Source organism: Rhizobium pisi, from assembly GCF_003938655.1.
Classification (GTDB): Bacteria; Pseudomonadota; Alphaproteobacteria; order Rhizobiales; family Rhizobiaceae; genus Rhizobium; species Rhizobium pisi.
In genome coordinates this window covers 33934-58009 of sequence record NZ_RJJT01000004.1, presented here as the reverse complement: position 1 = coordinate 58009, position 24076 = coordinate 33934, and the positions used below count along the sequence as shown (strand labels likewise).

Below are 24076 nucleotides of genomic sequence, written 5' to 3'. Positions count from 1 at the left end.
AAAATACTGAGCGAAGCTATCGGATCGGTCTGACGTTCGCGACGAGCAAACGATCAACCGAACACAAGCTCCGGCACAACCGCTTCCCAAACATCTCGGTGAAGGTGCACCCGGAACTCTTCCTGATTGTCTGACTTGCGCCAGCGCACGATGGCGCCGACTTCGCCGCGGAGGAAACGCAGTCCTTCGGGAGGCGACCAGCTTTTGGCCATGCGTCCGAGATCTTGTCCCTGAGCATTCTGCATCTTCCAGGTGCGTCCATCGCGCACGATATGAATTGCGTCTCCGGCCTTCGCCGCCGAGATAGCGACAAGCGAGGGATGACCCTGCCTGAGACGCCCGGCCCACGACAGATCCACCATCTTGAGGTTCGGCACTTGATACAGCGCAGCGGGAAAATCGACGGCGTCAGAGATGGCCGGCGCGGCGCGGCGTAGCACATATTCTTCGCCGTGCGGGAGGAACGGATGCTGTCCTTCGGCGATGATGGCAAGGCTACGTCGGGCTCTGGTCACGGCGGCATAGAAAAGGCGGCGCGGCGCATCGGGATCCTCGTCCTTCGAGAGCCTGTCCCAACCGCCATTCAGGATAACGACATCTTCGAATTCCAAGCCTTTCGATCGATGCGCCGTCAGTAGCAGCAGTGCGCGCTGATCGCTGCGCGCATCATGGGCCCACTCAGCGAACCACTCGACGAGGTCAGGCACGGGCATGGTTTTGTTCGCAAGCTCTTTCGCCAGCGCGGCGACGCCTTCGGCGATCAGGTCCGTCCAGCGGTTGGACGGTATCGCGTTCAGCATGCCCACCAAATCACGGACGCCCAACAAACGTGTGGTCTCGCGGCGCAGGACGTCGATGAACTGCTGCATTTCTCGCAGGCGCCAGATGCTGGGGAGGCTCTCATTTGCCATCTCGACCGGAATGCCCAGCGTTTCGGCATAGGCGCGCACCGGCGCCAACCGCCGCCAGTCGCGAGCGATGACCGCCGCACGCGACCAGTTCCACTCCGGATCAAGGCGCGACAGTCGGGCGAGTTCGTCGACTGCGGCCATCGCCTGCGCCACATCGCCGGATGGGCAGTCCAACACCTGCACGCGCCCATGGGCCACCGGATCGAGCGCCGCCATCTCTCCACCGGGCGGTCCCTTGCTGCGCTTGCGATCGATGGCAATGTCGTGGCCGGCTTTCATGCGGGCCACGGCTGGCGCAATGACTGCGTTTGCGGCGCTGATGATATGCGCAGTCGAGCGATAATTTTCGACCAGAAACATCGGTCGTGCATTATAGTCAACCTCGAAGTGGCGGATGAAACGGATGGACGCCCCAGCAAAGGCGTAGATGTTCTGATCGTCGTCGCCCACAGCAAACAGGCTGAGGCGAAGCTCCTTATCGTCCAGTGAGCGGCCTGCAACGGCGGAAATCAATGCATATTCCTCAGGGCCAATATCCTGATACTCGTCTACCAGAATCCAGCGATAGCCCTGAATCAGCGTATCACGTTGAGCCTCTGCCTCTGGTTTGCCCAGTCCTTCGCCGTTCAACTGGCGCACGGCTTCCATAACGATCCCGTCGAAGTCGTGGGAGGTCTCGCTCGACGTTCCGGCAAAGCTCGCGCCCACCAGTCGCATTGCGAGGGCGTGGCAAGTGGATATGGTCACTGCAGCCGCGTCATCGCCGATCAGATGTCGCAGCCGGATGCGTATCTCGGCGGCGGCATGCCGGTTGTAGGTCAGCACCAGGATGCCGCGGGGGTCTTCGCGGCGGACACGGATCAGGTAGGCAATGCGGTGCACCAGAACACGCGTCTTGCCCGAACCCGGTCCCGCCAGCACAAGGACGTTTGTCTGTTCGCGGTCGTCAGCGACGATCTCTTGCTGAACTGGATTCTTCAGCGCCTCAACGATCGCTTTCCAGGAGCTGCCAGTGGTTTGACGCCGGATCTCACCGCCCTTGCCGGGCATCCAGCGACGCAGAAAGGAATCGCGTTCCAGCACGAAGTAATCCTCGGACAGCCGATGCGCCTGATCCATCGCAGCAAGGCCCCTTTCGGCATAGGTCGCCATCACATGGGTCTGGATCGTCTGCTCAACGTAGTGTTCCTCTAGGGGTGTAAAATCCTTCACGGTGAACTGGCCGCCCGAGGTGTTCAAATGGACCGTCATTGCCTGCCGGAAAATCGTTAGCCCTTTGCCCAGCGTTACCACCTCCTGCTCGTGCAGCCACAGAAGTGCGCGCTCCATCAGTTTTGTCATGTCCTGAATGCCGCTGCCGCGTAGCAGCGCGTCTCCTGTCAGGGCGGCGAGCAGATCACCCATCGTGGTTTCGACCTGGATATCCTTGCCGCGGCTGCCCTTTGGCAACCTTCCCAGAAGGTGTGCTAGCAACAGTTCGCCACCCTGCCGCCGCAGGTTTGCCGTCTGTTCCAATGCCTGCCAGGACCGTTGCAGCGTGACCATCAACGTGTTGCGCGAAGCCTTGCGCAGCCGCAAATTGCCCTTACCACCATCCTGATCGCGCCCGTCGCGGCCCATGCTGCGCAGCAGCTTTTCCACGATGTCGGGCCGCACAGCGCTGTACCCCTGATTTCGGAGCGCCTGACAGGTTTCGGCCAGATGCAGGGGAATGCCTTCGGCACCTTCGGCATCGGGGGCTGCCTCACGCATCAGGGCAATCAGCGCCGTTTCAAGCCGCGCGGCCTGCGCCAGACGCTGCTGGGAATGACCGTCGACTGCAACATGGACAAAGATCGTGACGACGACGTCGTTGCGGGCGATCCCTAGCGCCTCGAGATCGGCCAACGCCTTGTTCAGCATGCCCCCTGTTAATCCGCTGATCCCGGCCAGCTCGTCGGTGGAAATGCCCTGATTGGGCGGCGCGTTCATCAAGTGGCGCGTAATATCCAGAAGCTGCTTGCGACGGGTGCCGGTGATCGCGGCCTTGGCCAGGATGGCCTCGACTTCCTCCAGGTTGCGGATCCTGAGGGATGAGGGAAAGACCTGAACCTTGTTCTCCTCTCGGCTCAGCAGCGTGGCTTCCTCCAGCCAGGACACCGCGGTCTTCACCCTGGTGTCGTCGGTGTTGATGTCGCGCTCAAACTCCTGATCGCGTTCAGCTCGGACAACTTCGCCTGAGGTGGCCACCACGGTGCCGGTCTTCTTCGTCCGCTCGTCAAGTCGCCGCAGGGCCTTCAGGATCGCGCCGATTTCGTGCCGAGCCAGACGCGACCGGGCCGAAAGCGAGAACTGGCGCTCGACGTCCTCTTCGGCGAAGAGCAGCACGCAATTGGCATGAGCGCGGTCGCGGCCCGCTCGCCCGGCTTCCTGCAGATAGTTTTCCAGTGATCCGGGAATGTCGCCATGCACCACCAGTCGGATATCGGGCTTGTCGATCCCCATGCCAAAAGCGTTGGTCGCAGCGATAATCCGTAGTTCGCCGATGCGAAAACGTTCCTGAATGTCGCGTTTCTCCTCAGGCGAGAGTCCGGCATGGAACCGCTCCGCCGAAAGACCCCGCTGCTTGAGGAACTCGGCGACGCGTTGCGTCTCGCTGCGCGTGGCGCAATAGACCACTGCACCCGAAGCGCCCTCCTGTGGTAGCTTGGTCTCGATCACATCGAGGATGTCGGCCAGCTTGGTGCCCCGCTGCGTCGGCCGGACCTCGAAACTGAGATTGGTGCGCACTGCGCCACCGTCCAGCACCAAAAGTTCGCATCCAAGCCGTGACTTGAAATGCTCTCGGATGTCACGCACCACTTCAGGTTTGGCGGTGGCGGTCAAGCAGAGCACTTGCGCGGGCGCTTCATCCCCCGAGGATTCCTTGATGAAGCGGCTGACATAGCGGTAGTCCGGCCGGAAATCGTGGCCCCATTTCGACACGCAATGCGCCTCGTCCAGCACCCACAGCCCGATCGCGCGCTGCGCGAGAACCGATCGGACCGAGTTGCTGCGCAGTTGCTCGGGCGAGATCAGCAGCATTGCCGCCTCTCCCATGCGCACCCGGTCCAGCGCATCCTGCCGCTCAGGCATCGAAAGCATTCCGTTGATGGTTACGGCAGAGGAGATTCCTGCCCGCGCCATGCCCTGCACCTGATCGGCCATCAACGCGACCAGCGGCGAGATCACCACCGTCAGCGCTCCGGTCTTGTCGAACTTCGACAGGGCGGGGATCTGATAGCAGACCGATTTGCCGGTGCCGGTCGGCAGAATACCGAGTACGCTCGACCCGCGCATCGTCTCATCGACGATCCGCTCCTGCAGAGGGCGGCCCATATCATCCACCGGCTCAGCGCGGAAGGCATCGAACCCGAACCAGCGCGACAACGCGTGGACCGGGTCGTTCTTCTCGCTACACCAGGTGCAATCCGGGCTTTTGCAATTGGCGTCGCGTAGGTGCCCCACGATCAGTGCAGCCTCGCGGAACTGCGCCCGTACCCAAGGTGGCATGACGGAATCCCCGCCCGCGACCAAGATCCAGGACAAAGCATAGGCCATCGGCCAACCAAGCTGCGGGTTCGATAGGCGGTTCAGCGTTTGCTCGACCCGCCTCTCGCAGGCGCGCCCCGCCAGAAGCCGTGAGATCGCTTCTCTTGCCAAAAGAGGTTCGGGCGCAGGAGCACCGCGAACCTCCCGAAACACCGCGTCGAACCCGTCTGGGTTCTCCATTCTCGTAGCAAGGAAATGAAAGGCTGCAACGGCATCGGGTTGGTCGGCGTTCTGATGGGTCAGAGCCGCGAGTTGATTACGCAATACCTGAAACACCAGCCGCGCATCCAGTTCAGGATCATTGATATGGCCCGCTTGCAGGCGCCCGTCATGGTAGTGCTTGACCAGGTGGTGGTAGGGATTACGCGGAAATGCGAGCGGATTGAGCCATAGAGTGTCTATTGGTGATCTAAGAATTTTCGCCAGCCTGGGCCGCACCGCGAAAAGATGAGGCAAGTCATGCCGAAGTATGTTGTGGCCGAGCAGATGCACGCCGACAGTTGCTTCTGCTTCCAGGCGATCTAGGGCTGCAAGGAGATCGCGCTTTTTTGCCAGTATTGCGGGCCGAGCATCATCGCGCACCCCCGCAAAAGCGAAGATGCTGGCGGTTGCAGGATCAACTTCTAGGTCAATCGAAACGCAACACTGCAGGAAGGTTTGGAAGGGCTCAGACATATAGAAAAAGTTTTATTCGCGTGATGAAACGATTTGCGATCATGGTCGTGCGTTTGGCGAAAGGTCAACGTTCAACTTGTGCTACACAAGAACTTTGCCAGATGGCCACCTATCCAGCTCAGTTCTACAGTGCGACCCTAAACCGTCGCGACTGTCGACTGCTCCTCATATGCCTCGTAGAAAGCACGTGCGCCTGGGTTTCTCGCGGCGGCAACCAGTCGCGAAGCAATATCTGCCAATGCAGAACCCCTAGACCCATGGCACACAATACTTCGAGGCTAAGAGGCGACGCTAATGGCTGAGGACTCAGAAGGCTGGCTTGCAATCGGAGGGTTGAGGAACGGTCGAGTGGACGTCCGCTTTGGTCTGACAAGCATCATCGCCAAAGGGCTGTGTGGACGGCGCGAAGCGGAAATAATTTCCGCTTTCGGGTGTGGCGGGTGCGGGGCCCGGACCCGAATGGCAGTTTGGGCAATAGGTGATGCGTATAACTAACACGATGCCAACAACAGCGGCGTGCGCCGGACCCTGTCGATCATCAGCTCGCCCATACTGCAATAAGGTTTATTAACATATTGACCGCCCGAACCTTCAACGAACGAGCGATCTACGGACGAGTTAACGATGAAATCAGCCAGTCGAGTTCCGTGCGAGCGGACGAGAGCACGCTTGGGTAGGAACTGACGCTCGTCATGTCAGTCCCATATCTCTTGTCCATGGAGGCCGCGGAGCCCTTACCGATCATCAAGATCCTCAACGGGCTGCTTGAGGTGATGGTCCCTGACAAGTCATCACGATATTGTTCGGCTTGAGCGATGTCTTCCCGAGAAATTGGATGGTTGGGGCGTTTGAACTCAATCAGCAGATAGCTGTCAGCTAGATCCTGCGACAACAGAAGATCAGGCCGTTTCGAGGCCCGCTCGCCCGTAAATCTCATATCACTATAGTTCGCGATGACCCGTCTCAGTGTGATATTCGATGACATCAGAGCGTATTGACGGCCAAGAAGCCATAAATTTGTCTCGAAGGCCTTATGGACGTCTTTTTCGAGGGTCGCTTCGTTGTCGATAAGCTCCTGGAGGTAGTCTAGAAATCTCATTCGTCTGGTCGCTTGAGCGGCGATCCCAGAGAGCTCAACCATACCAAAATCTTCAAGGGCCGCTGCAAAGGAACTAACATCTGTGCGGTCGGTTGCATTTATCCGCTCGAGTACGGCCCAGTAGGCGTCATGCTCCATGGCGTCGAGCGCGACCTCTGCGATAGTCGCAATGCGGTCTTCGCTTTCCCGATAGAATCGCTGCAGGATCCGATGGAGGGCTTCCTCAGCGTAGCGTCGGCGGTGTTCTGGGAGGTCTTTCAGCCTAGCGTCCAACTGCTTCTTCAATCGAGCTAGCTGAAGGCTCATATCGCGAGAGTGGCTTTCCCTAAGCCCTTCTTTGACGATCGATTTCACATAAGATTGGATTTCTTGGAACGCCTTGCTGTTCTCGACCACCCCGCCCCAATCGGCAGTTACGAAATGGTCGTTACCTTCGAGCTCCACCTCTCCGTAGACTCGCTTCGACAGCTTGAGGGGAATTTCCTCGTCATCATCCAGGCCGAACATCATCGGCTTCCCGACGACCTTTCCGTCCATCTTCAGCACTATACCCGGTGATTTTGGTGCTTGCCTGCCGTCCGCAATCGTAAATTTCAAGCGAACTGAGCCGCTCTCTGCAAGGGTCTTCTCAGCTTCCACCAATACGCCCGGAACATCATCGATAGACAACTGCGCCTCATTTACGAATACCTTGAAGGCATCCTCTCGGCCATATTCGTGCACGAGGACTTCTCGAAAGCGATCGGGTGTAGGGAAATTCAATCGGCTATCAAGACCGGACAGGACGATTGTCGTGCCTGCATTAGCTTCGCCTGCATCCTCCTCGATGAATGGTAGAGGCACAGCTTCGAGGTCATTCTCGTTCTCGGCCAAGACGAGCTTGTCGATCGCCAGGCTGCATTTACGACCTCGGGCGACGGCTGAAACATCCATCCGGCTTGCCAATGACAGACCCGCGAACTTACCGATGCCCTTGCGACCCTTGACCTTCCGCTTGAGTAGAGGAGTTCGTTCGCCGGTGCGTGCCCGCTTATCGCTGGCGATGTTCAGGTATTCGTTCCTCATTTCCAGAGATGTCATTCCCGAACCGTCGTCGCGGACGATAATCGGATCAGATGACATAGGAGTCGGCAATGTGATCCAGACATTTTTAGCGTCAGCGTCCCATGCGTTGTCGACCAGTTCCTTTAGGGCTGCTTCGCTCGATCGGTAGGTTTCCCCTAGAAGTCTTGTCAGTCGTGTATTAACCGAAAAATGCACATCATCCATAAAACGCGTTCCCCAACCCGTATGTAAATCAGAGGTAGCAGAAGAAATAAGTCTCTGTAACCTTCGTCGGTAAGCCCCCACAGGAAACAGCGCGGCGCGGCCACCCAATCGTCAACGAGCCGCGCTCATCAACCGTTCCTCTGCCCTCCGCTGAAACAGGCAGGCAGGCTTGCCCTGAACTCGGTCGTGATCTCGAACTGTGCGGAACGTCCAGTCTTCTGCCGAACTACCATGCCACGAGTTCGAATTTCCTGGCCTGTGACGAGGGTCCCAATTTTCTGCCTCGGTGCTGTCGATGGCGAGATCGAACAGCGCACGGTCTCTCATTCGCCTCTCTCGGTCTAAGAAGAAGCGGACCGCCCAAATCTGGCGCTGCTTCAGAGGCTTCTCGACGCCAACTTGTCGGCCGGCGTTCCACGCCGGTCGGCCCAGCGCGGCAGGATCATACTGTGCTATCCCATTGTGGTTCTCCTTGGACCACCATTGGCCATTGGAAGAACGCACAGGTTCCAGGTTTCCAGGGGTGGTGGGAGCGGACTGTCAGTTATCCGGCAGCGCTTTCAGATAACATATGCGGTCTTCAAATGGCGGGGAGGCTTTCGGAAGCGACGAGAGACCTTCTAAGAGCACACCTCGGAATCCTCACTGCTCACGCTTAGGAATGTCGAATGTCTGGATGAATTGGATTAGCTCAGCTCCATACCTCTCTTTGAGAGTGCCAATAAACTGCGGTTCTGCACTGTTGGCAAAGCCCAGGAGTCCCTTGAGCTCTCCGAGTGATGCGGTACTGAGCTTCCCTAAAGACGCATGATGCACGGCCGCACGGATAAATCGCTTTCGCTCATGGCCAATTGAAACCTTCCCATCGTTTGTAAGGGTAAGCCCGGTGACTTTGCGACCATACTTCCGCGTGACCCGCGTGGTTTTGTCGTCGTTGACCGTCAGTGTGGGGTATTCAAGCGCTCGCAGGGTGGCACGTACAATCTTCTCTACATTGACAAGATGCCCCGTGCGCGGTGCTGAGAAAGTCAAATCATCGGCATAACGAGAATATACCACGTGATCCTTCGCCACTGCCTCAGTAATCGCCTTGTCAAACTCGAACATGAGGGCGTTGGATAGAAATGGTGACGAGGGCGCCCCGATAGCTAGCCTCAATACCGAGCTGTCCTTCGGTCGCTGGAATAGAAGCAGGCTCGTTAGTTGTATTTCCACCGGGTCCATCAGGACTCCAGTTTGCTTGCAATAAGCCGACCAGTCACGTGGTTTGATAGAGGGAAAGAAGTCCTTGAAATCCATCTTCAAGATTGGGCCGTCGCCAGCATGACGCAAAGCATTATCTTTGATGGACATACCAACACGATAAGCTGTTGCAGCTTCATGCATTGGGAGGTTTCGAAGCAGGACTTCAATGAGGCCGCGCTGGAGTGCTTTCACCTCGACAGCGGGTTGCGAGATTTCCCGGAAGCCTTTAGTGCGTTTGGGAATGCGATAAGTTTTATATCGAGCGGGTGCACTTCGCATAATGCGCTCTACAAGACCCACATCCATGCCAGTTTCTATCGCAAGAGCTTCAACGATCTTGCCCATCATAGCGCACCCTTTAGGGCCGATTGGATGCTACTGAAGCGGTCAGGGTCCGTAGCCTTCCAATGCTCGATCACTCGGGCTCGCCACCGCTCTCTGTCTTTCTCTTCCACAGGAAGTTCTTTGCGCAGCTTATATTCTATAGCTGGACCTCTGTTAGGCAGTGCACAGAAATATTCCTCAACACCTCTCTTGTCTTTCAGAATCCAATTAGCGTTCACCGCACACAACAAATAATCCGTGACCTTCTCAGGCTTAACATTCAGGTTCATCGCAAAGAGTAGCACATCGATTTCGGTCTCCGTCAGAGCGCCGTAGTGCTGGATTAAGCCAACTATCAGCTTAATGAGATGGCCAGCTCGATCGGGGATGAACGTGGTACGCTCCTTATAATCGCCTTTTCGTTTGGTGATGGCCGCAACAAGGGTTGCCGCGAATTTATCCAAATTGACGTCCGCCACTCTGGTGATGTCAGGAATGTTAATGTCCTGCCGGTTTAGTACACAAACAGCCGACTTGCCGTATTTGGCCTCAAGCCGTCGGACCGGACCAAGCTTCACAAAAGAAGGGTCGGCGTAATTTTTGTCGTCCATCACCACGAGCAGTCTGAGGGCGATTTCTTCAACCATCGCGAACGCGCCGAGCTCTGCGACGCTGCCGTAACTCTCAGAAAACAGAATAATCAGGTCCACGATTTGAGCAAATTCGCTCTCGAAACTGAGCCAGTCCTGATAGTTACCGTCAGGGGCAAATATCTTGAACTCCTCGGGCGTGACGTTTGCATAGTCTTTTAGAGCCGCACGGCCATAGACCAGCGTGTAGGCTTCGCGAAGGGACTCTGGTTTTGGGGTGCTGACGTCAATAGGCCCGCCACAAAGCAGGATTATTGGACTTGGCGCGCGAACATGCAGCGACTTCGCATCGAAGCGGTCGACCAAGTCTGTTATGTTACCCCCGGCTATCACCTTACCCTTGGAGGTGTGGAAGAAGGTGGGGTTTTACCGAGCGGAGCGGCCACCTGTGGCGGTAGGACCACGCGTTCTTCCGCACCGGATAAAACCTGCCAATCAATTGAGGTCTGACGAAACGTCGGACCAAGCACACAAGGTGCTTCTCGCGTAAGGTGTACAAGTTGTTTCATCCCCCCTCGTCCCTGTCAAGACTGTGCCCTGCCAGCGAAACAAGATCAAGAGACAGGAAAACGGAAAAAGATCAATCGGTTGTACGAGATAAGGTGCTGGCCATAGATTGGAATCTGACGAACGTCCATTAAGGCCATATATCTCGTGAAACCTGCCAAGCCGCTTGCCACCTCAATAAGATGGTTAGCCGACCAAAGCAGAAAGTCTGCTTCCCGCATTTTGCAATGCCGCGTGAATGACGGGAATGAGGGCGCAAAGCTGCCGGACGCTTCCTCGCTGCGGCGCCGCAAAACCGGAGGTCCGAAAGCGGAAATTATTGCCGCTCGACCGTCCAGTTGACTGATGTCCAAAGCCAGGGCACAAAGGTGGCATCCACGGTCGCTCGCGATGGGAAAACAGAGGGAATTTCAAGGCTTTCCGCTAAGTGTTTGAAATCATGTGAGAATCCAGGTCTCCCAGGCAGATCGTTTTTGACCGCTTTTTTGAATCCAAATTGGCGACCATCTTCCGCACGGAAAAGTGGCGTCTTCTCAATAAGTTGGGCGACTTCGGCCGCAGTTCCTTAGGCCATCCGTCGTATTCGAAGACTGTTAGTAAAATTGGCTGGGGACCCGCAGGCGATGACCGCAACGGGGCCGACAGCAGACTGACCGGTGATGGAGGGCGGGATGAAATAGCTGCCGCAGAGCGCGGCCGACTCCATGACCGCCTCCGACCCCATCTTGCAGCTCTAACCGCCGGCTTTGGCAAGTTTTATCGAACGGTTCAGACGGGCGCCGGCTGCTTCTTTGGCTTGGTGGCGGAGACAGCCTTCATATAGGGCGTTGTATCGACTGGAACAAAACGCAGTACGATATCACGGTATTTCCAGAGGTGCTGGAGCTGGTCGTATAGAAGCTTGAGTTCGTATTGGGCCATGAAGGGGAGATCGGAGGCCGTTGGAAGCTTTTTCTTCTTGTCCCATAGGATCCACAGGCACACACGGTATCCGCTGCCGGAGTTATCCTTTATATGCTCGGGAATGCGGTCCAAATAGCTTTGCTTCGTGGGCGAAGCGGAGGCGCCGATATGCTTGCGAACCTCGGTGAGCAACGCCTGATCACGAACGAAACTTTCGCAGTAGAAGCGGGTCTGCGCAAACAGGTAGCTGATCGATGACGAGCCGCCATAGGGCTTGCAATTGATGATTCTCATCACCCCGTCGTCAGTTAGGTCGAGGATGTCACAAAACTCCTTGTCCCTCCGGCCGCCTCCTATTCGTAATTTGGCTGTATCGAACTTGATGCTCTGTGGCCGACGCTTGCATGCCTCGTCGTTGAAGACACCTTCACGGTTCTTGAACTGTTTGGGATCGAATATGGAAATATGGTTATAGAGGGCCTCGCCTGGCTCCTGACGAACCTCGTTACTGACAAAATCGACGACACTCTTGTAGAAATCGCCAGCGACGACCTTCCATTCACCATCTGTAAGGATAAAGTGCTGCTTACCCAGCGTTTGCTCGAAGATGATGCAATCGTATAGCGACCACCACTTGTTCGACAGCACACGCTCATCGGCGTGCGAGTATGCCCAAATCCGCTTGTCGTGCAGCTTTTTGATTGTGAGCTGGTTGAGCTTAAGAACCGTCTTTAGCTGAACAGGGTCGAGATGCGCGTAAATATGATTCTCGGTGACTTCATGATCACTGTAGGAGAAGCTGAATTCCTCCGCAGCGAGAAACTCTGGAATCCAAAGCATCATCTGGTCGACATCACCTGCCTGCAGAACCTTCAGTAGCTTTGCGTCAAGCACTTCAACATCCTCGTCATCAGCGGCCTTGAAGTTTCGGTAGTTGGGAAAGAGCTTGGCAAAATCATCTTTGGCATAAGCGGCAAGGAAGCGCTCGCTGTGCTCGATCAACTTGTCCCACGTTAGCTTCTCGCTTCCCACGCCCTTGAATGTCAAATGGTCGCGACCTTGGAGAGTGATCAGTGGGTTGTCTTTCAGGTGCGCCGCCATTGACTTTAGGTCTTCGGCCTCGCTCAGGCCGAAGACGAAGCTGTTGGTCGGCTGTCCCACTTGGCGGTCAATCAGAGTAGGCGTGAGCGACTGGGTCTGCGTCCTGGTCTGCCGAATACCCTCGTTCCCGCATAGGTTCATCGCCGTTCGAATGCCAAAGTCACGCTCAAGCTTTTTACGCTGGACTAGAGCTGAAGCGCTACGCCCGAAAGCCGCTATGAGCTGTCGATTGTCGACTGTAAGCCCTAGAAGGGCGTTCGCGTTTCTGCTAATCCCGGCAAATACAATTGGTGCTTTGAGTTGCTCGTTTGCAAAGTCCAGCCAAGGCGGATTTACCTTAGGTGCCTCGCTCTCGAAGTAGACGAAGCGGCACGGCGTTCCTGAGACATTGAAATCAGCTTGAGTAACCTTCGCCTTCTTGATCACCTTATCCCATTCGAGAGCGTCTTCGAAACTCGTCTCTGGCTTGGCAAGATAAATCGAAATTTGCGTGAGTTCACGCTCGGCACCGTCCGCCATCAATCCCCCCGTCGTGCCACCGGAACTGGTTTCTACTTAGGGGAACTATGCAATATTATACACTACTATGACAAGAACCGTTGAGGCGCCCGCCTGCATTCCAACCATAGCAAACCATCGACCGGTCTTAGGGTCGCCCGCAATGAAAGGAAACGGCGTACATGAAGGCGCTTTTCCGACAGGAAGAACGCATTACCGTAAGCATTCGGCGAAGGTCACAGGTCAGGCCGCCTGACCACTGAGCGTCCTGGGTGTTCAGTTTCACGGCAGCAATTGCTCAAGCCTGCTGATCGGCGTGTCGGCACTGTTGCCGGAATTCCACGGACTGGATACCGATCCGGAAAGAGCAGCGGCGGGCTACCGCCCGCCACGCGCCCAGCGACCTTAGCCGCAGGGGCAATCGTGATCGTCGAATCGTCTTTCACTCGGCCTAAGTCAAGGCAGGTTCAGAGCGTGCAGCACCTCAAGCCAGCCCCGATGCCTTTTTGATCGCTTCCGTGGCCACGGCGACACCGATTTTCGTTGCAACGTCCAGGGCCCAGGTTCCAGCGGCCTTAAGCTTTTCAACAACAGTGGTCTCGTCACCGCTGCGCGCCGCATCCTCCGCCGCCGAGACGGCGGCGATGGCGTTAAACTGCTCCGTCGTCGTCGCCTGTCCAGCCATGTTTTGCTTCAACGTGGCGAGATCCTCCGCCAATGGAGCCATTTCTATTCCCTGGAGCATCGTTCCGTAGTTTTCATTGAAAGTCGTGTGTGTTGCCGAAGCGTTTGGTCCCACCGCCCCGGCCCTGCCCACAATGAACGTGTCCCTCGCCATATCTCGCCTCCGAAGTTGATGACCACTTGTAATATTTTCACGATGATGATTGCACCAAGAGTTGAACTGCCGCAAGTTAATTGGGTTGTATTTCGGGAGGCGAGCGCACGTGTTTACGGTCGAATATGTTTTGAGCTCGGACCCGTTGGTCGGCCTGATCCAGGACAGCCCCTGGGACATCTTCGGGCGGCCTTATGCGGCCTATCTTCTTTTTCTCTTCGGAGAGGCGGACGCGGAAGCTTCCGACTGGATCCGCAACAATCTACGCGCCTTGGATTCGGTGACCGGACGCGACGTTGCCGGTGTCGTATTTGCCAAAAGCGTCACCATTAAAGCCCGCAAAAAAAGAGGTCGCGGCAACGCGAACGGCCCACGCGGTATGACCCATGACCAGCAGACGATCGGGTTAAAGGACGTCATCACGAAAGGCGATTGGGACGCCGAACCGATGTTCCCCGACTACCTGTCGGATACTTGGGAGGATCGGGGTCCCGGTTATAATGGCAATCGCAATCCGAATGAACTCGTTGATATTGTTGCGACGACCTATGCCTCCGATGAAGTCGCCCAGCGGTTTGGCGTTTTCGAGGACGTGCCCTGCATCGTTCTTGTCGATGCTTTCGCCAGCACCGGCTTCGAAGTGATCCGGCTTGACGATACAGACCTCTCCCGCCTCTTCAAAACGCTCCGAACCGCCATCGGCAAATTCACACGCCTGGAGGGTTTTGCCGCAAAAAAGGATCGGCTGGAGAGATTGGCGAGGGCCCTCGCAGAGATTGCCGCCCTCAACGCGAACGCCTTACGCCTCAAGGCGACCTTCGACACCGAACTGGGACGCATCGATCATGCCAGTGTTGCCGCGCTGGCCACGGCCCAGACGTGGTTGCGTGAGGGGAGCATTCGACGGTTCACCAATACGCTTCGCAGCTCACCGCTTCTCGATCCGCGTGACGCTGAAAACGCCATCTCTCGCGCCGCGGACGCCGCCACGACCTTGTCAAAGCTGTCGAAGACGATAGGCAGCCTGACTTGGTATGCGGCCATCCGATCGTGGCCCTTGCCCGGCGAGGACATCGGTCGCTTGAACGCGATTATGGAAACGCACGCCAGCGCATTGATGTCGGTTGCCATCGCAGGCCGTGACGACTGGTCAAAGGCAGACCTTTGTTTCGAGCTCGATCGTCTGGTTAAGGTCCAGGGACGAATGGTCGAGGCGGTCTGGGGCAACCTCCCCGACCCGGCCGAACTCGCTAGGCATCAGGTTGATCAGGCGACGACGCTGGAAGCGCGCCACGCGAAAGCCGCTCAGGACAACCAAGCGCAAATGGCCGCCTTGCGGGCTACCGCCACCGGACTCGCTAAAGACATCAGCGCGAGTGATGTGTCGATCGTGCAGGCCTATCGCGACGCCAAACGCCACCTCTTCCAAAAGCCGGCGACGGCGAGCCCCGGCGTCTCAGCGGAGGCGATCCTCGCGGCCGCTTTGCAGAACACGACGATCAATGTGACCATGCGGGATATCTACATGGCCGCCAATGTCGCGGCAATGGGGCCCAATTCGCGGGCTGATAACGTCTCGTTTCACGGCGACAGCGAGGCGCCTGTCAGTCCGAGGCGCGGTCGATAAGTGAGATATTCAAAATCTCGGCGTTCGGTGACGGCCTTGTCGGCGACCTGCGTATAGAGCGAACGCGCATTGCAACGTCCCCAAAGGGGGCTTTATAGGACTATCTGAACAATGCCGCTATGTCATTCATAGGGCGGAACAGTTTGAGTGGCTGATCTGTAAACGGCAAAAAGCTCTCCCGCTCATAAAAGCGGCGGGCGTTGTCGTCCTTGGTATCGACGATGACCGCGAGCGAGGCAATCTCGCTGCGTACCGCGCGGAACAGGGCGTCGGTCTCGGGCCGAGTTCCAGCCGGCCATTGCGGATTTGATGATGTCGCCTTTGGCGCACAGGCGACATGACGCCACCATAGAGGCATGTCCGCTTTCGGGCCCCTTGGAGGTGACATCTACATCCGAAATGGAGGCGCATTGCGGAACCTGGTAAACTAGCGGCGCGCCACCGACAATTCAGCTCGGACACCCAGATCGTCGTCCAGAAAGTCCGTCTCCGCCTCGGCCCCAACGGCATCGAAATATCGACTGAGGAAATTGCGAAACGAGGCGGCGAGAGCGATATCGGCGATATTGAGGTCCGTGAACCCCAAGGCCCGGAGATGGTCAATATCGGCCTGGCCAATACGAGAGGCATCGATCGTAATCTGTTCGGCGTAAGCCAGCATGGCGGTTTGCTGTTCTGTTAGACCGGCGTTGCGGTAATCGCGATGCACGGCCAGCGTCTGTTCTCTTCCGATCATGCTGGACAGCGCCTTGAAGTAGACGTGAGAGCAATAGCTAGACGGCACATGTTTGGCCGTCACCAGCGTAATGAGCCGGAAGTTGACCAGGCCCAGGGAAAATCCATCTCTGATCTGGTGCAACAAGTGCTCGACCGGAGCGAGTATGTCCGGTCTTGCCGACCAGCATTGGGTGGCCTGCATCACGCGTCCCATCGACGCCACCTCGTTGGCATAGATCGTCGCCACTTCGCCCTCGGCCGGCTCTATGGTTCTCAGGAAAACCTTCTCCTCCCAGGTCGCTGTGAACTGGCTGCATTCTGCCTTGGAAGCGTCATTGTGAGAAGAGAGGGCAGGAACAGCGGTACCGATTTGCTTGCCTCATATGGAACCGTTGCGTCTGCTTTCAGGAACTTCTGGCGGCTTCCTGAAAGGCAGAATGGGGGGCGCAAAGCTGCCGGCGCCCTATGGCCGCCTACCCACAAAACTGAGGTCCGAAAGCGGAAATTATTACCGCTCGTCCGCCCTGTTGACTGAGGCCCAAAGCCAGGGCACAAAGGTGGCATCCACGGTTGCTCGCGACGGGAAAACATAGGGAATTCAAAAGCTCTTTTGCTAAGCCATTGAAATCATGCGAGAATCCAGGTTCCCCAGCCAATTCTCCCTAGTAGCGCCGGATATCGTTTTGGCAATGCCCAGACCTGTAGCCCACAGGTGATGCCCACGCGCGAAATATGCGGAGGCAGCGCCGGTGGCAGTTGGCGTTTGTGGACGGAAACTAGCACTACTTTGGCAGAATTGAATTTGGGGTCATTTGGAACCTGATACGGCAGTGAGGACATCGTTGTGGTGGATGGTGGTTTGAGAGCGCGGCTATGACAGCGCGCCGGATGGCCGGCAGTGTCGGCTTAGGCGGACCGTGCCTCTTCCTTTTTTTCCCGCTTTGCCTTGTTGAGGCGTTGATGTTCAAGAAAGGCATAGGCAATCATCGTCATCAACGCGTGTCGGTGTAGGCCCTGCCACGATCGGCCTTCAAAGTGATCGAGGCCGAGTTCTTCCTTCATCTGCTGATGAGCCTGCTCGCAGACCCATCGCGCTTTGATGGCGGCCGCGAGAGCTTTCAAGGTCGCCTCGGCCGGCAGATTGGAGAGATAATATTTGCGCTCGTCGTTTGAACGCCATTCACCAACGAGCCACGCCACTTCGCCCGGCATATGCTGCTGTCCCTTGTCGAGGATGCGTTGCGGGTTGCCATCAGCAATCCGAATGCGTAGGGCACCCCTGTGAAAATGCCCAAGATGGCCCATCATCGTAAATGGCCGGTTAATCTGCCAAAGTAGTGCTAGCTAGGCGAACGCCTGCCACCAGCGTTTCGGCTTTTTCGCGATGAAGCAGTGCGTGACTGCCCGAAGATCATCATCATGATATCCCTTCGCTTCAAGCTCGCGCATGATATCGGCAGGAACAGCGCCTTCAGGTTCTCGATCAAGATTATCTGCCAAAATCGACAGCCCCTTAAGGCGGCTGGTCGCTGCAGCGTAGTCGCGTGATGAACGCTTATTAAAGTTAAAAGCATCCACATACATGTAATTCACGACGACTTCCGCAGATTCATTCGCCGCAGCAATTTCAATCTTTCTGTCGACCAGATACTTCATGGCTTCGTCGCGAGATAGCCGGAGATGCGCCCATGGGTAATCTCCGAAATACTGGGGGAAATGATGCCCATTGCGAGAGTTCCACAGCGGAGAGGCGATGCTGTAGATCGCCCCGCCTGGAGCCAACACCCTCTCCATCTCAGCAAATGCCAAGAATACATCAGGGACATGCTCCATCGTCGCGAACGTATAGACAAGATCGAAGTAGCCAGATTGGAGGCTCTTCATCTCTTCTGCGCTCTCCTGATGATAGGTTACACGAGGATGCTTGAAGTCCCTACCGATGCCATCAACGACATCGACGCCGTGAACTTCCTTCGCTCCGAGGTCGACAAAATACGTGCAATCTCCGCCAGTGTTGCAGCCTATAACCAGAACTCTCTTGCCTTTGACATTCAGGATCTTGTTGGCAGTTGTGGCATGGTAAAGGTTGTAGTCCATGAAAATTCCTCTCCGATCACAACCTGCTTACAGATCAGGGAAGAGGTATTCAACTGCTCCCTGCATTTTCCGCCACAATTACACTGCACCAACATTTTCGCTAGTGTTTGAAGTGCCGCCGGACAATGAAATCCCTCACGAAGGGCCGCAGCATTCGCCGGTTGGCCAAATGATTTGCTTTTTCCCACCGTAACGCTCTTACAGACACGATTTCGCGTCAAGAACCATGCGACACGATCGCGTCGCGAATTTTGGCGAGCTGTTCACGTGAGAAGTGGGAACGATCTCACGGTGGTAGCCTCGGAACTGCCGATTGTCTCTAACCGAGGCGGTCACCGGTCGATTTACGATTTGTGATTTAAGGCAACCCGTGTAGAATCAGGCTAAGTGCCTCAATTTCTCGATGTGATTTGAAGCCGCCCGCGATCATTGCTCTCCATGATGAAATCCTCTCTCAACCACATGCCACTTCGCAAGCAGCGCGAGATTGGCCGCGTTCTCGAAATTCTCCACGAGGAGTTCGAGGACGCGCTGAAAGAGGGCACCGCGGATTTCAAGAAGCGGGGCAGGATTCTGAAGATCATCCTGTTCGGCTCCTACGCCAAGGGTGGCTGGGTCGATGAACCTTATACGATGAAGGGATATCGCTCCGACTTCGATCTCCTGATCATCGTCAACAACCGCAGGCTCTGCGAGTTTGCCGAGTACTGGTACAAGGCAGCCGACCGGCTAGTCCGGGAAAGCTTGATTGAAACGCCCGTGAGCTTCATCGTCCACTCCAGACGAGAGGTGAATACCTACCTCAGGGAGGGGCAGTATTTTTTCTCCGACATCAGAAACGAAGGCATCGTTCTGTACGAACTGGACAATGAGCCCCTGCCTTTGCCTGAGCTACTTTCGACGGAGGGTCGGCTACGTGTTGCGAAGGGGCATTTCGAGCAAAGGTTTAGGGCGGCGAGTCGTTTCCTCGAAATTGGCCGCTTCGCGATAGATCGGGGGTATGCAGAGAATGCTGCATTCGAACTTCATCAATCGATTGAACAGGCCTATTCTTGTGTCCTGCTTACGCTCACCAATTACGGCCCGCCATCGCACAATATCAAGTTCCTACGCTCGCTTGCGGAGGAGCAGGACCGACGACTGATCGAGGCCTTTCCTCGCGATCTGCACAGAGAGCGCGCCTGGTTCAACACGCTGAACGAAGCCTATGTGAAGGCACGGTACTCCGAGCATTTCGAGATCACCGACGAAGCGCTTGCTTGGCTCGGGGAGCAAACGGCCAACCTGATTGAGTTGGTCAAAGCCGTTTGCTCCGAGCATTTGGAGAAGCTGAGCGGAGTACTGTGTGGCGGCGGCTCGTGAAACGTATGTTCTTGATCAGCTGGTAGCGGAGATAGTCCGCGAGGACCTGAAAGTGATGGCACGAAATGGTCCGTCGGTCGGTGTTACCAAGGGTTTGGCCTATGCCTGAGGTGATCTAAGCCTCGCCTGAAAACGGGTCTATGTCGCGGGCCACCGCGGCATGGTGGGCTCTGCAATTGTGCGGCGCCTCGCATCCGAGGGCTGCGAGATTTTGACCGCCACCCGCGCCGAAGTCGATCTCAGGCGGGAGGACGAGGTGGAGGCCTGGATGAGGAAGAATCGTCCCGACGCCGTCTTCCTGGCTGCAGCGCGAGTCGGCGGTATGCTTGTGAACGCCACCTCTCCGGCCGACTTCCTTTACGACAACTTGATCCTGCAAGCGAACGTCATCCAACGCAGCCCATAAGGCGGACGTCGAAAAGCTGATGTTTCTGGGCTCGTCCTGCATCTGTTGGAAATTTGCAGATCACCTGATCGTTGAGGACGCGCTTCTGGCCGGATCGCTCGAGCCCACGAATGAATGGTATGCGATCGCCAAAATTGCAGGATCAAAGCTCTGACTAGGCCTATCGCAAACAGCACGGCTCATCGTAAGCATGCGCTGAGGACCGCAGGGTCAGGCTTTTTTTTGCGCGATCGGCGCTTCCACTTTGCGGCAGGAGCCTCGACGTGTTTGCGGGATTGGCGGCGTCGACGTCGCCAGGATCGTAGTGTACGTCGCCCCTCGTCCGACAAGTCGAGAAAGAAGGGATCATCGAAGTCAACGGTAGCCAGAAGGTCGTGCGTCCAGCCGTCGCCGAAGTTTAGAGATACTTGAATGATCTCGCGCCGATATCTTTGATAGCGGCAAGAAGAGTTTCCTTGCGAGAACCGATGGAGTCATCAAAGCCGTCATGAGGCACGCCGAACCCGATGTCACGGACCCTGTACTCATATAGATGGCTGCTGGTCCAGCCGAAAGCCTCCTGAAGAATCTCATGAAGCCGATCAAGCCGGATGCGGAATGGGTCGATAACGCGACGCATCACCAAGGGATCGATCGACGCCCGCATCTTCGGCACGGCGGCACTTTCACTTATGCTCCTGACGCCGGTGATCGGCGCGTGGAGGAAGGAAGCAGGACCGGGTAGGGATTCGGCCATAGCGCTCGCCCGTCTTCTGGCGACAAGTTACGTCATCACCGGCAGCTTTGGCATCATGTTCGGCAGAAGGCATTGGACCCGATCTTCGCCTTCATCGTCGCCCTGATCTGCGCGGATCGCGGCACTACGCGTTTTTCACCCGTCGTTCGGCGTTGACCTCAAGCAACCTCCGAGCATCTCCCTTTTTGTCGGCGCTTGATTGTTTTTAGCAGCTCAAGCAGATATGGTCGAAGTACGATGCGCCGATAGCCCTCGCTATCCATAATGGACGACACGAGGATTTCGACATTCCCGCTTTCAAGTCTTTCGTCGGGCAGCTACAAGCAACACACATTCAGTGAATGCCATGTTGAATAATAAACAGAAGTCAATTGCCTGGGCTGTGGTGGGGATGATAGTCGGAGCTGCCGCGACCGTGGATACGCAGGATTGACCGACAAGATATCGGCGGCAACCGCCGCAGCCCTTTTTCCCTATTGCATCGACAAGTCCCTTGGTGATCCCGACCGCTATCAAGTTGTCCTCGATCTGCGTGCAGCGAAAGTCGACGAGCGTGAAAGCGTCATAGAACAGTCGGGATGGGCGACTCCGCTGGAGCGACGAACCGATCGCGAGCTTGGTAAAGTGTGCTTGGTGAAACTCAATCTGTTTTAGCTACCGATTTGAAGCTATCCAATCAGCGCTACGTCAAGCAGGGCTTTCCATATGCGTGTTCTTCACTTCTTCAAGACTTACTGGCCAGACACCTTCGGGGGCATCGAGCGCACGATCCACGCTCTAGCCAAGGGCGGCAATGCTCACGGCATTCAGACCGATGTGTTGTCCCTTAGCCCCGATCCACTAATCAATACTGTCGAGTTCGATGGCCACATGGCTCACAAGGCGAAACAGAATCTCGAGCTGGCCTCGACCGGTTTCTCGCTGGACGTTTTTAGAAAGTTTCGCGAACTGAGCGCGCAGGCCGATATTGTACACTACCATTTTCCATGGCCTTTTATGGACTTGGTGCACTTCGCGACCCCACCTCGCAAGCCATCGATTGTGACCTATCATTCGGACATCGTGAAGCAGAAGGCGCTCGGCCGGATGTATAGGCCACTGATGTTGCACTTCCTCTCGTGCGTGGATCAGATCGTTGCGACATCGCCAAATTATCTTGAATCCAGCGAAGTTCTTCAGCGGTTCAAGAACAAGACCGTAGTCATCCCGTTGGGCCTCGACGGCGCAGATTCCGCCACTGCGGATGAAGCTGAAAAGAAGCAGTGGAAAGCCCGATTTCCAAAACCGTTCTTTCTCTTCGTCGGCGTTCTTCGCTACTACAAGGGCATTCACATCCTTCTTGAGGCTGCGAAGGAAGCGACTGCGGATGTTGTGATCGTCGGCGGCGGTCCTATGGAAGTCGAGCTCAAGGCGCGCGCGGCCGACCTCGGTCTGCAAAATCTGCATTTCGTAGGTGCGGTTTCCGACAACGCAAAGGCGGCGCTACTCGAACTGTGCATCGCATTGGTTTTTCCCTCGCACCTCCGATCGGAGGCTTTCGGTCTGTCGCTGGTAGAGGCGGAAAGGTTCGGAAAGCCGATGATCAGCTGCGAGATCGGAACCGGAACGAGCTACGTCAATCTCCATGGTGTCACTGGAATCGTCGTTGCGCCGAATGACACCCGGCAACTGGCGAAGGCAATGAACGATCTGGCGGACGATATCGAACTTACGCAGCGCTATGGAGCTGCAGCGTTCCGTCGCTATATGGAAAACTTCACGGCGGCGCGCATGGTTGCCGAATACGTCGATCTTTACAGGTCCCTAAGCTTACGCTGACCGAGGATGACGGTTAACAGATGCCGAGAGGTAGGCCCTAACCCATGAGGGCCTTGTACCAGACGGCGTAGGGCTGCATCAGCCACCATTTGATTGGCACGCTGCCGTGATGTTTCCGGACTGTGCGGATCGCCTCGCTGTAATGCTGGCGGCGCAGGGTTTTGGTCTTAGTCGTTTCGTGCTCGCGGTTGACGGCGACATCCTGCTGCACAAAATGAAGCGGGCCGCTTGCTTTGAAAAGGCGCCACCAGAGGTCGTAATCCATGACCATGTGCAGATCCGGATCGGCGCCGCCAACGGCTTCCCAGGCCGAGCGACGGATAAGCGTAGCAGGCTGAGAGATGATGCAGCGCAGCGCCAGCCTGCGCTCGCTGAACGGCTCTACCCACACCGGATAACGTCGTCCGGTCCTCTCTACGACATTTAACGCCAGGCCATACGCCGCCGGCGCATCCGGCGCCTCGTCGGCAAGCGCGCGGCAAAGATGCCCCAGTCCGCCTTTCAGATACCAATCGTCACTGTTCAGCCAGGCCACGTACGGTGCGCTGCCGCACGCAATGCCCTCATTGATGGCAGCGGCCTGTCCATTATCGCTATGGCTTCTCCAACCAGCCAGCCGATGCTCCCACTGACGGATGACTTCGATCGAACAATCCGTCGAGCCTGCATCCATGACGAACACCTCGACCGGCACATCCTGCTGGAAGATGGATTCCAGCGCCTGGTTGAGATACCGCCCCTGATTGAACGACGGGACGGCGATCGTCACCAAGGGTGCGCTCATAGCTTAACCCGCCGGCCGGTTTTGAAAGTCCGCATAGGCCTTGGCGATGCCTTCGATGAGAGGTGTGCTTGCCTGCCACCCAAGTTTCTTCATTCTATCGACATTTAGGAGCTTACGAGGCGTGCCATCCGGCTTTGTCTGGTCGAACACAATATCGCCGTCAAAACCCACAACCTTCATGACCGTCTCCGCCAGTTCCCGGATGGTTACATCCGTCCCGGTGCCAATATTGTAGAGACCCTCGGCGACGCCGCTCTCCATCAGGAACACGCTAGCATCGGCCATGTCATCGACATAGAGGAACTCGCGCATCGGACTGCCAGATCCCCAAACAACCATTTCGCGATCGCCCCGAACCTTCGCCTCATGCGCCTTTCGGATCAACGCAGGTAGCACATGGCTGTTGTTCAAATCGTAGTTGTCGTTCGGCCCATAAAGATTGGTCGGCATGGCGGAGACATACCTTGTGCCATGCTGGCGATTGTAGTTCTCGCATAGCTTGATGCCGGCAATTTTGGCAATCGCGTAGGGTTCGTTGGTCTGCTCCAGCGGCCCCGTCAGCAAGTAGTCCTCGCGGATCGGCTGGGGGCAATCCCGAGGATAGATGCAACTAGAACCCAGGAACAGCATGCGGTGCACGCCCGCCTGCCAGGCGGCGTTAGTTATATTGGCCTCGATAAGTAGGTTGGTGTATAAAAAGTCAGCACGGAATGTATTGTTGGCATGGATGCCTCCGACCTTGGCGGCAGCCATGAAGATGAAGTCAGGAGTTTCTTTGCCGAGGAACGCGGTGACGGCCTGCTGGTTCGCCAGGTCAAGCTCCTCGTGTGTGCGAGTCACGATATTGTCGTAGCCACCGTCCAGCAACCGCCGCACGATCGCCGATCCAACCATGCCGCGGTGCCCCGCAACGTAGATTTTTGCTTGCCTATCCATTGG

The 24076-nt window shown here is 56.5% G+C and carries 16 protein-coding genes and 3 pseudogenes; 6 read left to right on the top strand and 13 right to left on the bottom strand.

Translation table 11 applies throughout. The annotated features are described in order from the left end of the window. Window positions 1-53 precede the first annotated feature (53 nt). From EFD55_RS06650 to EFD55_RS06620, 6 genes are all read right to left on the bottom strand, one after another. On the bottom strand, window positions 54-5156 hold the full coding sequence (locus EFD55_RS06650) for a RecQ family ATP-dependent DNA helicase (protein ID WP_125843824.1): 5103 nt from the start codon (window positions 5154-5156) through the stop codon (window positions 54-56). 607 nt (window positions 5157-5763) lie between these two features. Then, entirely contained in the window at window positions 5764-7524 is a 1761-nt protein-coding gene (locus EFD55_RS06645) for an ATP-binding protein (RefSeq protein ID WP_125843823.1), read from the bottom strand. Between the two features lie 642 nt (window positions 7525-8166). Further along, the gene (locus tag EFD55_RS06635; RefSeq protein ID WP_167493240.1) at window positions 8167-9114 is read right to left on the bottom strand and encodes a retron St85 family RNA-directed DNA polymerase; all 948 of its coding nucleotides are present in this window, start codon (window positions 9112-9114) and stop codon (window positions 8167-8169) included. Further along, window positions 9114-10049 carry a retron St85 family effector protein gene (locus EFD55_RS06630; RefSeq protein ID WP_125843821.1) on the bottom strand — a complete coding sequence of 312 codons (936 nt, stop codon included), beginning with the start codon at window positions 10047-10049 and terminating at the stop codon, window positions 9114-9116. Before EFD55_RS06630 ends, EFD55_RS06635 begins: the two co-directional genes overlap by 1 nt. Before the next feature lie 969 nt (window positions 10050-11018). Further along, a complete protein-coding gene (locus EFD55_RS06625) occupies window positions 11019-12773 on the bottom strand; it encodes a DUF6119 family protein (protein ID WP_125843820.1) in 1755 nt (584 codons plus the stop codon). Window positions 12774-13236: 463 nt separating this feature from the next. Continuing rightward, on the bottom strand, window positions 13237-13590 hold the full coding sequence (locus tag EFD55_RS06620) for a hypothetical protein (protein WP_125843819.1): 354 nt from the start codon (window positions 13588-13590) through the stop codon (window positions 13237-13239). Window positions 13591-13699: 109 nt separating this feature from the next. Here EFD55_RS06620 and EFD55_RS06615 point away from each other — a divergent pair, with 109 nt between their 5' ends. Continuing rightward, entirely contained in the window at window positions 13700-15217 is a 1518-nt protein-coding gene (locus tag EFD55_RS06615; RefSeq protein ID WP_125843818.1) for a hypothetical protein, read from the top strand. 100 nt (window positions 15218-15317) lie between these two features. Here EFD55_RS06615 and EFD55_RS06610 read toward each other — a convergent pair whose 3' ends face one another. From EFD55_RS06610 to EFD55_RS06595, 4 genes and pseudogenes are all read right to left on the bottom strand, one after another. Then, complete coding sequence (locus EFD55_RS06610; RefSeq protein ID WP_125843817.1) at window positions 15318-15575, bottom strand: hypothetical protein; 258 nt, start codon at window positions 15573-15575, stop codon at window positions 15318-15320. Between the two features lie 69 nt (window positions 15576-15644). Next, window positions 15645-16181, bottom strand: a complete 537-nt coding sequence (locus tag EFD55_RS06605) for a carboxymuconolactone decarboxylase family protein (protein ID WP_245438408.1) — start codon at window positions 16179-16181, stop codon at window positions 15645-15647. A 674-nt stretch (window positions 16182-16855) separates the two neighbouring features. Beyond that, window positions 16856-17209: pseudogene (locus EFD55_RS06600) on the bottom strand (transposase); the annotation flags it as partial. A gap of 69 nt (window positions 17210-17278) precedes the next feature. Next, the gene (locus EFD55_RS06595; protein ID WP_125843815.1) at window positions 17279-18031 is read right to left on the bottom strand and encodes a class I SAM-dependent methyltransferase; all 753 of its coding nucleotides are present in this window, start codon (window positions 18029-18031) and stop codon (window positions 17279-17281) included. Window positions 18032-18469: 438 nt separating this feature from the next. Between EFD55_RS06595 and EFD55_RS06590 the strand changes: the two genes are divergently transcribed. Together EFD55_RS06590 and EFD55_RS06585 are read left to right on the top strand one after the other, a co-directional pair. Then, window positions 18470-19393: a nucleotidyltransferase and HEPN domain-containing protein gene (locus tag EFD55_RS06590; protein WP_125843814.1), complete on the top strand. Its 924-nt coding sequence runs from the start codon at window positions 18470-18472 to the stop codon at window positions 19391-19393. A 160-nt stretch (window positions 19394-19553) separates the two neighbouring features. After that, window positions 19554-19950 (top strand): annotated as a pseudogene (locus tag EFD55_RS06585) (NAD-dependent epimerase/dehydratase family protein); the annotation flags it as partial. Window positions 19951-20196: 246 nt separating this feature from the next. Here the strand turns inward: EFD55_RS06585 and EFD55_RS33645 are convergent. After that, a complete protein-coding gene (locus EFD55_RS33645) occupies window positions 20197-20418 on the bottom strand; it encodes an IS1096 element passenger TnpR family protein (protein ID WP_245438331.1) in 222 nt (73 codons plus the stop codon). A 10-nt stretch (window positions 20419-20428) separates the two neighbouring features. On the opposite strand from EFD55_RS33645, the pseudogene EFD55_RS06575 reads away from it, so the two are divergent. The 3 genes and pseudogenes from EFD55_RS06575 to EFD55_RS06565 all read left to right on the top strand — a co-directional run. Further along, window positions 20429-20691: pseudogene (locus EFD55_RS06575) on the top strand (O-antigen ligase family protein); the annotation flags it as partial. Between the two features lie 273 nt (window positions 20692-20964). Beyond that, complete coding sequence (locus EFD55_RS06570) at window positions 20965-21189, top strand: hypothetical protein (protein WP_125843813.1); 225 nt, start codon at window positions 20965-20967, stop codon at window positions 21187-21189. Window positions 21190-21240: 51 nt separating this feature from the next. Then, window positions 21241-22353: a glycosyltransferase family 4 protein gene (locus EFD55_RS06565; protein ID WP_125843812.1), complete on the top strand. Its 1113-nt coding sequence runs from the start codon at window positions 21241-21243 to the stop codon at window positions 22351-22353. 37 nt (window positions 22354-22390) lie between these two features. Here EFD55_RS06565 and EFD55_RS06560 read toward each other — a convergent pair whose 3' ends face one another. Together EFD55_RS06560 and EFD55_RS06555 are read right to left on the bottom strand one after the other, a co-directional pair. Beyond that, a complete protein-coding gene (locus EFD55_RS06560) occupies window positions 22391-23122 on the bottom strand; it encodes a glycosyltransferase (RefSeq protein ID WP_245438419.1) in 732 nt (243 codons plus the stop codon). Window positions 23123-23140: 18 nt separating this feature from the next. Next, window positions 23141-24073 (bottom strand): GDP-L-fucose synthase family protein, encoded by a 933-nt coding sequence (locus tag EFD55_RS06555; protein WP_125843810.1) that lies wholly within the window; start codon window positions 24071-24073, stop codon window positions 23141-23143. Window positions 24074-24076 lie beyond the last annotated feature (3 nt).

Coding starts and splice junctions, on each gene's coding strand:
- EFD55_RS06650 (WP_125843824.1), bottom strand. CDS start 5,156: ATGTCTGAGCCCTTCCAAACCTTCCTGCAGTGTTGCGTTTCGATTGAC.
- EFD55_RS06645 (WP_125843823.1), bottom strand. CDS start 7,524: ATGGATGATGTGCATTTTTCGGTTAATACACGACTGACAAGACTTCTA.
- EFD55_RS06635 (WP_167493240.1), bottom strand. CDS start 9,114: ATGGGCAAGATCGTTGAAGCTCTTGCGATAGAAACTGGCATGGATGTG.
- EFD55_RS06625 (WP_125843820.1), bottom strand. CDS start 12,773: ATGGCGGACGGTGCCGAGCGTGAACTCACGCAAATTTCGATTTATCTT.
- EFD55_RS06620 (WP_125843819.1), bottom strand. CDS start 13,590: ATGGCGAGGGACACGTTCATTGTGGGCAGGGCCGGGGCGGTGGGACCA.
- EFD55_RS06610 (WP_125843817.1), bottom strand. CDS start 15,575: ATGCCTCTATGGTGGCGTCATGTCGCCTGTGCGCCAAAGGCGACATCA.
- EFD55_RS06595 (WP_125843815.1), bottom strand. CDS start 18,031: ATGGACTACAACCTTTACCATGCCACAACTGCCAACAAGATCCTGAAT.
- EFD55_RS06590 (WP_125843814.1), top strand. CDS start 18,470: ATGATGAAATCCTCTCTCAACCACATGCCACTTCGCAAGCAGCGCGAG.
- EFD55_RS33645 (WP_245438331.1), bottom strand. CDS start 20,418: ATGCGTCGCGTTATCGACCCATTCCGCATCCGGCTTGATCGGCTTCAT.
- EFD55_RS06565 (WP_125843812.1), top strand. CDS start 21,241: ATGCGTGTTCTTCACTTCTTCAAGACTTACTGGCCAGACACCTTCGGG.
- EFD55_RS06555 (WP_125843810.1), bottom strand. CDS start 24,073: ATGGATAGGCAAGCAAAAATCTACGTTGCGGGGCACCGCGGCATGGTT.